The sequence below is a fragment of the Tropheryma whipplei str. Twist genome, from assembly GCF_000007485.1.
Classification (GTDB): domain Bacteria; phylum Actinomycetota; class Actinomycetes; order Actinomycetales; family Microbacteriaceae; genus Tropheryma; species Tropheryma whipplei.
The window spans coordinates 368,057-380,355 of the sequence record NC_004572.3 but is presented as its reverse complement, the minus strand read 5'-3'; the positions used below and the strand labels follow the sequence as shown (position 1 = coordinate 380,355).

The window sequence follows — 12,299 nt, the reverse complement described above, 5'->3', positions numbered from 1 at the left end:
TCTGATTACTGTTTAATTTTCCCGCCACTGCCTCGCGGTTTTAGGAACTTCTCCTTGAGGGACTGTATTTCATCACGTAATTCTGCGGCTTCTTCGAACATTAAACTCTCGGCTGCCATATACATTTTTGCCTCAAGACTCTTTATATGAGACTTTATCTGCTTTCCATCTATCTTTGGATCAGGCAAGCTGTCAAGAATTGTGCAATCTATTTTTCGCGAAGGTCTTGACAATACCTCTGTTATGTCACTTACTGTTTTTTTTATCGGAACAGGTGTTACGCCCATCTTGCGATTGTAATCCTGCTGGATTCGCCTGCGTCGATTTGTTTCATCAATACTTTTCTGCATTGACTCGGTCATATTATCAGCGTACATATGCACTTCGCCCGACACATGCCGAGCTGCACGTCCGATTGTTTGAATAAATGATGTTGTTGAACGCAGAAACCCTTCTTTATCCGCATCTAAAATTGCAACAAGACTTACTTCGGGTAAATCCAAACCTTCGCGAAGTAAATTTATCCCAACAAGAACATCAATTCTCCCCATGCGTAAACTCGTCAAGAGCTCCACGCGATGCAGCGTATCAATATCCGAGTGCAAATAACTGACATTCACACCAGCCTCAGATAGAAAATCTGTTAATTCTTCAGCCATGCGCTTAGTAAGTGTTGTTACAAGAACTCTTTCTGAGAGCAATTTACGTTTTCGAATTTCTTCCAAAAGATCATCTATCTGACCTTTTATTGGTTTTACCGTAATCTTTGGATCAACCAGTCCTGTTGGTCTAATTATTTGTTCAACCACACCATCTGATTTACTCAGCTCATATTTACCTGGTGTGGCTGATAGATATATCACCTGCCCCACTCTCTGACGAAATTCATCAAAACATAGAGGACGATTGTCAATTGCACTGGGTAAGCGAAATCCATTTTCAACGAGGGCCTTTTTTCTTGAAAAGTCACCCGCATGCATGCTTCCTATCTGCGGAACAGTAACATGGGACTCATCAATGACGGTTAAAAAATCATCATCAAAATAATCTAATAGACAAAATGGCGGTTCGCCGGGCGCTCTACCATCAATATGTCTTGAGTAATTTTCTATCCCCGAGCAGAAACCCAACTGTTCCATAAGTTCTATATCGTATTCTGTGCGCGTTTCAAGTCTCTGTGCTTCAAGTAAGCTATTGTTTCGCTTAAAATATCGGAGTCGCTGCTGCAGTTCTTTTCGTATATCCACAATTGCTCTTTTTAGATTCTCTGAACTTGTAACATAGTGCGAGGCCGGAAATATTAGAACACCTCTCTGTTCCGAGAGTACATTTCCCGTAACTGGATGCAAACAGAGAACCCTTTCAATTTCATCGCCCCACATTTCAATGCGAACTGTATATTCTTCGTAGACTGGAATTATCTCAATCGTGTCGCCACGAACCCGAAAATTGCCTCTTTCAAATCCGACATCATTCCTGTTGTATTGAAGCTGTGTAAATCTTTCCAAAAGAACTCGTTGCGAAATCTTTTGACCAACCTCAAGCCTAAAGCCTGCTTTTAGATATTCAGACGGTGCACCAAGACCATATATGCAAGATACGGTGGCGACAACAATAACGTCACGCCTGGTCAAAAGAGAGGTTGTCGCCCTATGTCGCAATCTTTCTACCTCAGAATTGACAGAAGCATCTTTTTCAATAAAAGTGTCAGTTTTAGGAACATATGCCTCTGGCTGGTAGTAATCGTAATAAGACACAAAGTATTCAACCGCATTATCGGGAAAAAACTTACGAAACTCATTTGCCAACTGGGCTGCGAGAGTCTTGTTGTGGGCAATGATAAGCGTAGGTCTTGCAAGTTTTTCTATAAGCCACGCAATTGTTGCAGATTTTCCCGTACCCGTAGCTCCAAGAAGCACAATGTCAGTCTCACCAGATTCTATTCTGTCTGACAGCTCCCCAATCGCCTTCGGTTGATCGCCAGATGGATCATATTCGGCAGCGAGCCTAAAATATTTTGGATGTAAGTTTTTATACACTTCGGTCTATTGTTTTCATAATTTGGAAGACCGAGGCAACACACTGCCTCAAATGAGAAAAATCAGATGTATTCTGTATCATGCACAGCGTTTTTGAAACTCCGGAAGTGTGCACTGAATAAACCTTTACCCCCTTATGAGGGGCGCGTTCCTCGCGAAAATCATGAGATAAATCCCCCGTGCGCAGGGAGCCCCCCGTGCGCAGTAAATCCCCAGCGCGCAGTGAGTATTGTGGCATATAAGGGGTCTGAGAATGAATCCTCTGCAAAGCCTGGATACGATTAAGGTTATTACGTTTCATTAGTCTGTCAATGCGACTCTCGCAATCTGAATGCACAAACAGTACACCTGAATGCTGAATTTTACCGGAAGCAAACACTCCACATTCCCCAGGCGCAAAGCCCACAAAAGGAGAGGTAGATTCGAGAATAGGGATCTCATAAATCACAACCGGCTCATTACGCAATTGCCAAAAATAATCTAATGCCAAGCTGTTAACTCTCTGGTGGGTAAGCTGATTTAGCACCCTCCGCGCGCGCGAATCCGAGAAAACAAGCTCAGATAGACTTTTCTCATCGTTGCAGAGAAAACGTCCTTTTATCTCCTCAATAAGACGCACATCTGTTCTGTAAAGAACCTCAACCAAACTATCCGCGCTGACAACACGGAGACCAAATTCAGATAATAGGCCAGCAACACAAGACTTACCGGCAGCTATGCCGCCTGTAAGTGCGAAGAGCTGCATTACCAATAACTAGTCTTGTTCACTGCCCTTTGCAGATTCTGGAGAGTTTGTTGTATCTGAATCTATCGCAGATACAGATTCAGCAGATGGCAAGGCCTCGGGTGCATTTGAAACAGACAAAGCCTCCAGTTTTTTCTGGAATTCTGAGACAAAAACTGTATGCGCATGCCACACGTCACGAGCGACAGCGTACCCCTGTTCCCACCTGGCCTTTTCCTCTTCGAAGCCTTCTTTCCACTGATTTGCCTCAGGGTCAAATCCCTCTGGATATTTGTAATTACCATCATCATCGTATTCAGCCAGCATTCCATAAAGCGCAGGATCAAATCCTTTGGAATCGAGAGTGAGAGCAGCAGTTGCCTGCTTTAAGGAAAGACTAATCCGCCGAGAATCAATATCAATATCAACTATTTTTACAAAGACTTCATCTCCCGGAGAAAACACATCCTCAGTTGATTCAAGCGATGAATCAAGTAACTCAGAGACATGTGCCAGACCTTCGACATCTTCAGCAAGTCTCACAAATACACCAAAATTCATCACCTTTGTTACAACACCGGGCATTATTTGACCTATTGCATGGTCATGCGCAAAGACCTGCCACGGGTCCTCCTGGGTTGCCCTTAGAGAGAGTGAAACACGATGTCTTTCAGAATCAACCTCAAGTATTTCGACCGTTACCTCTTCGCCCACTTTCAATACCTCAGATGGTTGAGTAACGTGCTTCCAACTAATTTCTGAAATATGCACAAGACCATCTATCCCGCCGAGATCAACAAATGCGCCAAAACTCACTATAGAAGATACAGTCCCCTTACGCACCTGCCCTTTGTGTAAATTGCCAAACAGAGAAGTGCGCGCTTCAGACTGGTTCTGTTCAAGAAGAACTCTGCGCGAAAGTACGACATTATTACGCTGTCTATCAAGTTCAAGAACCTTCGCCTCAATCTCCATCCCGAGATAAGAAGAAAGATCCCTTACCCGCCTTATATCAATCAAAGAAGCAGGCAAAAACCCCCTAAGACCTATATCAACAATCAGGCCACCCCTGACTATCTCTATGACCTTACCGGTGACCGTCAGGTCACTGTCCTTTATCTTTTCAAGATCACTCCATGCCTTTTCATACTGAGCCCGCTTCTTGCTGAGGATAAGTCGACCTTGGCTATCCTCCTTCTGAAAAACAAGAGCCTCGACAGTTGACCCAACCTCAAGGAGCTCATTCGGATCAACATCGGCCCTGAGTGAGAGTTCCTTTACCGGTATAACCCCCTCAGTCTTGTATCCGACATCAACAAGGACCTCGTCACGATACACCCTCACAACAGTTCCAACAACGATGTCACCATCACTAAAGGATTTGACAGTTTTATCTATTTCTGACAACAAAAGATCTTCAGAAGATAGCTCATCAATTACTTTCATATTCACGCCACTAATTTACCTAAATCTCAAAAAAATGAATGACAGACCCCAGATGTACCCGTACAGCAAACCGCAAAAACTGTAGCAGCAAACGGCTATCATTCACAACTCCGACACTTTAAGAGTACATTCCAGCATATTTAGCTAAAAATTCAATAGATGCCCAGAGGGATAAGACAAGTCTCAAAAAAGCTGTACGGAAGTCCTGTCAGCCCTATATCGCCTCCTTCTAACACCCGAGATGCGGTTATTTCTGACGGGCTTTTGAGTTTTGGAATTATATTTCCGAATGCTCGGCGATCCACGCCTTTGCGGTGACGCAGTTAAAGCTCTGTTCAAATTTGCTGCATTAGTGAATTTCTGTAGGCACCGAAGAAGTCTTGGTGTAATCGAATTCATTCTATACCTTCGAAGAAACCCCTCGAGTTTCTTTGTATCAATCTCTCCGGAAAGTGACAGATCAGATACGCTAGCTGGCAAAGGCAAATCATTAACAAGCGTATTTAGCTTACGATTTCTGAGTGCGACATGATAGTCGTTTCGTATATTTTGCCCAACAACTCCTGATATTTCCCAGCGAGACTCAATAATCTTCTGAAGACACCCGTATTTCTGCAAAAGAGTGGTGGCTGTTTTTTCACCAATTTTTTTTATGCCCGGCAGATTATCACTTGACTCACCAACCAGTGCTGCCATATCCGGATAGACGTGCGGTTCTATGCCATACCTATCCATAACCGCTTCAGGTGTGTAGACTGCAAATCCCAATCTGTGCTTTGCTGAGAAAAATAATAGAGAAACTTTATTATTCACGAGCTGAATAAGATCCCTATCCCCCGACAGGATTCTTACGTCACTAAATCCTTCTTCAAGGGCTAAACGAGACAGAGTCGCGATTATATCATCGGCCTCATAATTCTGGACTGCAAAATGGTTCACCCCAATAAGATGCAGAAATTCCTTTATCAGATCAACTTGCGGAAAAAATTCCTCAGGTACTTTTTTACGGGTGCCTTTATACTCTGGATACGCCTCGGTTCGAAAGGATTTCCTCGATACATCAAACGCAACTGCAAAATGACTGACAGGCCCTGATTCAAGAAGCTGGGTGAGGCGATTAACGAAGCCATAAAGGGCATTCACCTGCACCCCGTTGACTACCGCAATCGCTTTCGTTCCGTAAAAGGATCTAAAAGCAAGAGAGTGGCCATCTACTAAAATAAGTCTCTTACTTTGGTCTAGTGTGCCCGTCAAGCTTTTATAACTGTTCTATTTGCCGGCTAATTGCGCAATGATGCTCTTTGAAACTTCTTTCATGCTAATTCTCCGATTCATTGACATTTTCTGTATCCACCTAAACGCTTCCGGCTCGCTAAGACCCATATGTTTACAAAGCAAACCCTTAGCATGATCAGTTAGTTTCCTGACCTCAAGATGAGTGCTAGCATCATCAAGTTGCTTTTGCAGCGAGTTAATTTTCCTGAATCTTTCGAGTGCAACCGCAACTGCAGGGATAAGATTCCCTCGAGAAAATGGCTTTGAAACATAAGCCATAACCCCCGCATCGACAGCCCTCTCAACAAGCTCTTGTTGATTGAAAGCGGTGAGAAGAACGACTGCCGAACGGCTACTAATTTTTTCCGCTGCGGTAATGCCATCCATAAAGGGCATTTTTATATCCATAACAACAATATCTGGGTTGTGTTCGAGTGTAAGGGCAACCGCAGTTTCTCCATCGCCAGCCTCGGCGACAACCTTATAACCAGCATCACTCATAATGTCATTGATATCCATGCGAATAATAGACTCATCCTCCGCTACGACGGCACAAGGTGACAGGTCTGCTGTCTGCAGAGGGAAACTTTCATTTCTCATCAAATACCTCCCCTGAGGACATAGTGTATCGTTAAAGTCAGCCGGCGTGGCGGAACGGCAGACGCGGAGCACTCAAAATGCTTTGCCCTCATGGGCGTGTGGGTTCAAATCCCTCCGCCGGCACCGCCGTGTTGCGCATTTCGATTTAAGCGCCAAAGATACGAGGTGTCGGAAAACTGTTTAGTTTACCCCGGACGCACTTGTACTCGGGTATTTTGAGCAGTCTTTATAGATCTAGGACGTGCTTCCAAGCTCGTGGATTCTCATATGGTTTGTACTCCCCGGCACCCCAACTGGTGATCCTGAAATAATCACAATCTTCTCTCCAATCTCGGCCAAATTGTTTGTGAGGAGAACATGTTCAGCCTTACGCATCATCTGATCAGTCTGATGGAGCCTCTCTATCAAAAAACATCGAACACCCCAAGAGAGAGAGACCTGTCGGACAACGGACCCAACCGGACTAAATCCAATAATGGGTATATCATGACGCAGTCGCGACACCCGTCTTATTGAATCTCCACTTTCACTAAAGACACACAGATAACGCGCATCGATAAACTCAGCAACCTTTGCTGCGGCCCAGGCGAGGGCACCACCCTGTGTTTTTGGAGTTGTACCAAAACCGACTATTTGTGAAATTGCCTTTTCCTCTGTTTTTTCAATAACCCTCGACATGACCCGCACAGCTTCAACGGGCCACTCACCAACACTTGTCTCACCGCTTAGCATCAGTGCATCGGCTCCATCAAGAACAGCGTTTGCAACATCACTCGCCTCAGCCCTGGTGGGCCGCGAGGAAGAGATCATTGACTCAAGCATCTGGGTTGCGATAATAACCGGCCGAGCAAACCTGCGTGCAACCTTAACAATTTCCTTCTGGGCTACCGGCACATCTTCAAGCGGCAGTTCAACCCCAAGATCACCCCTTGCTACCATAATCGCATCAAACCGCAGTGCAATCTCCTCTATGGCAGATACTGCTTGAGGCTTTTCTATCTTTGCAATAACAGGAAGGCGAATACCCTCTTCATCCATAACCTTGTGCACAGCATCCACATCTGATGCGCAGCGCACAAAACTCAAGGCAATCATATCAACTGGAAGAGAAAGGGCCCAGCGGAGTGAGTCAATATCCTTTTCAGATAAGGCCGGAACTTTAACTCCAACACCCGGAAGGTTAATACCCTTATTATTCGAGACCTTTCCCGGAACTTCAACACGTGTAGTGATCCGAACCCCGTCATTCCCAATCGCCCTCAGGGCAACTTTGCCATCATCAATTAAAAGCAAATCCCCCTCTGAGACATTATCTGGTAATGTCGGCAAAGTTGTGCTGGAAAGCTCTTTCGTTCCCAACACCTGCTCGGTTGTGATTGTAAAGATATCACCCTCTTGTAGGGTATACGGCCCAGAAGCAAAACGCCCTAAACGTATTTTTGGACCCTGAAGATCAGCAAATATAGCAATATGCCTGTCTAGCTCAGCAGCAGCCGTCCTAACATTCAGAAATACCTCCCTGTGAAAATCCAACGATCCGTGGCTGAGATTCATGCGAAAGACGTCGGCACCAGCGGATATAAGATCTCTCACAGAATCAAGATCTGATACTGCCGGACCGAGAGTAACAACAATCTTGGCCCTACGCATAAACAACCACTAGTTCGCTCTAAAAACACCCAGGTAACTGAACAGAAAACGACGCGCCCCTGGAGGGACTCGAACCCCCAACCATTTCCTTAGGACGGAACCGCTCTTCCATTGAGCTACAGAGGCAAATCAGCCACCTACTCTGACAATATAGTAGTTATCCGTCCAGATCCGCGCCACACGGACAGATCGGCCATAGTCCGGTGCGTGGAGAATCAAGCCTGGGCCAACATAGAAACCATTGTGACCCGGCATGAAAACAAGATCTCCGGGTCTTGCCTGCGAGCGCGGCACAATTCTCCCCGCGGCGGCTTGGCCAGAGACAGAGTGCGGGAGGGCTATGCCAAAGCGAGCAAAAACATACTTCACAAGTCCGGAACAGTCAAAACCGTAAGAGGGGTCCGCGCCGCCAAATCTATACGGAACACCAACATACTCTGACGCAACATCAAGCACACTCGACGGAGTATATGGGACGGGCACTAGTGCCGCACTCAGGCCAAATACAGCAGGACGATAGGATGAAACGCCACGACGCACCACAGAATAAGCATCGCCATTGAGTGCGGGCAGTGTATGAGCGCCACCAACCTGCACGGCCTGCACCTCATAAGGATTAGAAGCAACCGAATACGTATCGACAGCATAAACCGGCATTGTAACAGTCGAGACGGCAATAGAAATAAAAACAACGGCAAGAGAGGCCATAGGGGCAGACCGGCCCTCACTGCGCCTCAAGAGCCCCCTCCTTCTTGCGCCCACACTTGGCACATACCTGGAATATCTATCATCCCTGCTGGGAAAAGAAGACCGAATACTAACTGCTGTCAAGTAACCTCCTAAAAATCTGGAAAGCGCAAGACTGCACGCAAAACAGTACGACCGTAACACAAAACACGTAATGCAACAAGCTTGACACAAGAAAAACGGAATATGCGCTGCAAAAGGATGTGTGGGGAGGAGCGGGTTTAAGTGCAAGACACACACGCCCTTGCGGATCAAGAGGTAATGCAATCTGGCCAAGTCAGGTCACGCAAAAGATAAACCTTTAACCAAAAGGTCAAGCACAATAACAGCCCAGAACATGCAGCCAAGCGGTTGCGGTACTAAAAGCTCCCCGACTTGGACTCGAACCAAGAACCTGCCGGTTAACAGCCGGCTGCTCTGCCAATTGAGCTATCGAGGACTGTGCGATAAAGGATATCATGGCATGCTTTGTCCAGAATTTACGAATAATTAATCTTCCTTTGTGTATTGCGCTGCGAAATTGCGCAATATCACAAAGGAACACCTAAAGCATCCAGAGTAATATCCGCCTTTAGATACTCAGTCTGGCAAAAGACTGTTGCGCTGCTTCTCAAGCTCAACAATTCTCTGTCGTAGTTCCAGGCTCTTCTCCAGGCTCTTCTCCGAGCTAAGTTGCCTCAAAAGAAGTGCCTTTTCTTCGAGAAGATGCTGATTTTCAAAACTCCTCACAAGGCCCTCTAAATATGAATCCAATTTATCCGGAGACACTGGTACGGGCAGAACTTCAAGGGCCTGTAGAGTGGCGTGATATTCACTTGGAACTGTTGAATGGATTAATTTTGAAAATTCAGCAGGAGAGATACTCCTATTCTGCTCCCGAATCACCATGCCTATCATCTGGGCAATAAAAGAGAGGGTTGGGTTGTGAAAGGAATAGTCGCACATGGCAATAGCGGTATCCCTTTCAAGAAGGTGCTGGTACTGCAACAAACTCTTTATAACTTGTTGCTCAAGCGCAAATCTGGCATCAGGAGGATTGGTAGGGGCAGCAAACTCCTTTTTTTTCCAATCTTCCTGCCATGGGATTTTTGAAGGATGGAATCTAGAAGATATATGTTCAAGTTTTGGCAAAAGTAAATCGACCTGCTCTCTGTCAATTCCAAGCCGACTGCAAACAAGGCCTGTGTAATGATCACGAAGGATTCTGTCAGAAATTTCTTTCAAGAAAGGCAAAATCTTTGCAAGTGCTGCACGCCTCTCCGGGAATGTCCCCAGTGGGCATTTAGACAACTGATGATTAATTACAAATTCGTACAACGGAATAGCCCGCTCAACCAAGTCAATAACTGCCTGCGCTCCATTTTTAATGCGCAGCTCACATGGGTCAAGTCCTTTTGGGAAAATTGCAGCATATGATCTGGCAGCTATCTCCGGGCTGTCTTTGAATGCGCGCATAATTGCATGCTGACCTGCTTGATCACCGTCAAAAGCAAAGATAAGCACTCCGGAATCGGAAAGCATCCGCTTTATCAGCCTCATATGACCGATACCCCAAGAAGTGCCACAAGTTGCGACGGCTTCATCAATGCCAGACTGGTGACAGGACATAACATCTGTATAACCCTCAACAATCACAACACGATCCTTCTTTGAAATAGCCTTTTTTGCAACATCAAACCCATATAGGAGGGAATTCTTTTTATATAGGCTGCTTTCGGGACTGTTTATATACTTTGGTCCCTGAGCATCTTCAGCAAGTTTTCTTGCACCGAAGCCTACTATGTTTCCAGTAACATCCTTCACCGGCCATACTATTCGTGCTCTGAAGCGATCCATACCAGATGGATTTAGCAATCCCGCTGCAACTGCTTGTTGTAGGGTAAATCCTTTATCTCTTAGGTGTTTATAAAGGTCACCAGAATTCGTGGGCGAAAAACCAATTTGATATCTCTCACACAGGTCTCTGTCAAATCCCCGAGACTTTAGGAAAGTGACTGCGGGGGTGGAACTCAGTAGCTGTTCAGAATAGAACTCTGCGGCAGATTTGCAGGCGGCAAGCAGATTACTTCTACTATCCGGCGTGGAGTCACCTTCATAATAAACAATTGTGATCCCTAGAGTTCTTGCGAGCTGCTCGACCGCATCAACAAAATTTAGGCCTTCTATTTCCTGAACAAAGCTAATAACATCCCCACCCTTACCGCAGCCAAAGCAATGATATAGACCCGTTTCACGAACATGAAAACTCGGTGTTCGCTCGCTATGAAATGGACACAACCCGGCGTATGCACCAGCAGACTGACGCTTCAAGTTTGTGTACTCGCCAATAATCTCTCGGATGTTTGCTCTTTCTTTTATTTCGTGAATAACCTCTTGCTTGATCTTGCTCATAATTGTGATCTCGCGCTCTCTGATTTCATGAGAAATTCTCTTACAGCATCTGATTCTGAGCAGTACCGTTGCATAAGTAATAGAGCATCAAGATCAGTAAGGCTAGCAATTTGATCCAAAACAACCCGGCGTTTTTCCGCCTCACACTTTGCAAGCTCCCAATCCTCGCGAAAAAGATCATCAAGGGCATATGCATCCTTACAGGCAAGTTCCCATATTTTTTCTACAAGTCGCAGCAGGGCCTTGGCTTGTAAAACATAAAACTGTTTTCTTTTCTGCATAACACACACAAAAACCATTGATTTCAGGAGCGCTATCTCGGCCAGAGTTGTATTCGGTACAACAAGCTGTGCGTCAGATCTATCACGCTCAACAAGTGATTCTCGCGTGCGTTCAATCGCAGCATATGCGAAGCGTCCTATTAGATTACTTGTAAGGTTCTTCAAACGCGCTAAAAACCCCCGCATAGAAATACCTGTCAGATATTTATTGTGTAACGAGCCAAAAGCAATATTGCGAGACAAATCACGCCACATCTCACTTAGATTAGAAAAAGCCTCATCGGCTTTATCAGCGATTTCACAACTGAAGGTTTCTGTCATAAATCTTTGAATTTGGTGCGGTAAGTTTTGTGAGCGCAAAACAGAGTGTAAGTTCCGCTCTAAGAGCAGAGAATCTTCAAAATCATGAACCGAATAAGCTACATCATCAGCAAAATCCATTATCTGAGCCTCAATGCTCAAGATATGAGCCCTCGAGAGCTTGCGTACCCAGGAAAAAGTTTCCCTATCTTCTTCATAAAAGCCAAATTTATGAACCGCATCACAGTCACACAGAAGGTTTTGAAGACCCGTAGTCTCTTTTGTTGCAATACAAAACCTTCGTGCATCTTTCAATGACCAGGGGTATTTACACACTGCGTTTAGGCTGGCCCTTGTAAGATTTAGCCCAAAACTACGTCTAGTATCAGGTGCGTAAACTTTTGGCTCAAGACGTGTAATAACCCGAAAAGTCTGAGCATTTCCTTCAAAACCACCTATCTCACACGCCCATTTGTTCAACACCCTCTCTCCGTTATGTCCGAACGGTGGATGGCCTATGTCGTGCGCCAAGCACGCCGTATCGACAATATTTTGATTCACCCCAATTAGGTGTGCAATATCCATTCCAATCTGAGCAACCTCAACTGAATGTGTAAGGCGGTTCCTAACGGTTGTTAAATGTAAAAGAGGACTATAGACCTGGGTTTTATCGGCCAATCGTCTCATGTAAGCAGCATGAACAACACGGGCTCGATCACGAGTAAAACTATCCCTTATGTTTTCTGTTTTTTCGGGATACAGACGCTCTCGATCGAAATCATTGTAAGTAAACTGTTTCATATGAGAAGTGTACGAACACCGTGCGCGAAATGTCTTACAGGTTAA

General features: G+C 45.2%; 9 protein-coding genes and 3 tRNA genes. 1 reads left to right on the top strand and 11 read right to left on the bottom strand.

Translation table 11 applies throughout. From position 1 onward, the window contains the following. Positions 1 to 5: 5 nt before the first annotated feature. The 5 genes from uvrB to TWT_RS01735 all read right to left on the bottom strand — a co-directional run bounded on the left by uvrB (position 6) and on the right by TWT_RS01735 (position 6,084). A complete protein-coding gene (uvrB, locus tag TWT_RS01755; RefSeq protein ID WP_011102485.1) occupies positions 6 to 2,039 on the bottom strand; it encodes an excinuclease ABC subunit UvrB in 2,034 nt (677 codons plus the stop codon). Beyond that, the gene (locus tag TWT_RS01750; protein WP_230440439.1) at positions 2,032 to 2,784 is read right to left on the bottom strand and encodes a dephospho-CoA kinase; all 753 of its coding nucleotides are present in this window, start codon (positions 2,782 to 2,784) and stop codon (positions 2,032 to 2,034) included. Before TWT_RS01750 ends, uvrB begins: the two co-directional genes overlap by 8 nt. 9 nt (positions 2,785 to 2,793) lie before the next feature. Then, positions 2,794 to 4,209 (bottom strand): 30S ribosomal protein S1, encoded by a 1,416-nt coding sequence (gene rpsA, locus TWT_RS01745; protein WP_038103912.1) that lies wholly within the window; start codon positions 4,207 to 4,209, stop codon positions 2,794 to 2,796. Positions 4,210 to 4,392: 183 nt separating this feature from the next. Beyond that, positions 4,393 to 5,463: a 5'-3' exonuclease gene (locus TWT_RS01740; RefSeq protein WP_011102482.1), complete on the bottom strand. Its 1,071-nt coding sequence runs from the start codon at positions 5,461 to 5,463 to the stop codon at positions 4,393 to 4,395. 15 nt (positions 5,464 to 5,478) lie between these two features. Continuing rightward, complete coding sequence (locus TWT_RS01735) at positions 5,479 to 6,084, bottom strand: ANTAR domain-containing response regulator (RefSeq protein WP_042491032.1); 606 nt, start codon at positions 6,082 to 6,084, stop codon at positions 5,479 to 5,481. Positions 6,085 to 6,124: 40 nt separating this feature from the next. Here TWT_RS01735 and TWT_RS01730 point away from each other — a divergent pair. After that, positions 6,125 to 6,207: transfer RNA gene (locus tag TWT_RS01730), tRNA-Leu, on the top strand. Between the two features lie 111 nt (positions 6,208 to 6,318). Here TWT_RS01730 and pyk read toward each other — a convergent pair. The 6 genes from pyk to TWT_RS01700 all read right to left on the bottom strand — a co-directional run bounded on the left by pyk (position 6,319) and on the right by TWT_RS01700 (position 12,254). Next, positions 6,319 to 7,734: a pyruvate kinase gene (gene pyk / locus TWT_RS01725; RefSeq protein ID WP_038103888.1), complete on the bottom strand. Its 1,416-nt coding sequence runs from the start codon at positions 7,732 to 7,734 to the stop codon at positions 6,319 to 6,321. A 54-nt stretch (positions 7,735 to 7,788) separates the two neighbouring features. Next, positions 7,789 to 7,860, bottom strand: a tRNA-Arg gene (locus tag TWT_RS01720). A 3-nt stretch (positions 7,861 to 7,863) separates the two neighbouring features. Next, positions 7,864 to 8,565 (bottom strand): C40 family peptidase, encoded by a 702-nt coding sequence (locus TWT_RS05165; RefSeq protein ID WP_272940640.1) that lies wholly within the window; start codon positions 8,563 to 8,565, stop codon positions 7,864 to 7,866. Between the two features lie 282 nt (positions 8,566 to 8,847). Further along, positions 8,848 to 8,920: transfer RNA gene (locus TWT_RS01710), tRNA-Asn, on the bottom strand. A gap of 140 nt (positions 8,921 to 9,060) precedes the next feature. Further along, entirely contained in the window at positions 9,061 to 10,872 is a 1,812-nt protein-coding gene (gene dnaG, locus TWT_RS01705; RefSeq protein ID WP_011096431.1) for a DNA primase, read from the bottom strand. Further along, on the bottom strand, positions 10,869 to 12,254 hold the full coding sequence (locus TWT_RS01700) for a deoxyguanosinetriphosphate triphosphohydrolase (protein WP_042491029.1): 1,386 nt from the start codon (positions 12,252 to 12,254) through the stop codon (positions 10,869 to 10,871). The genes dnaG and TWT_RS01700 overlap by 4 nt, the downstream gene beginning before the upstream one ends. Positions 12,255 to 12,299: the final 45 nt, after the last annotated feature.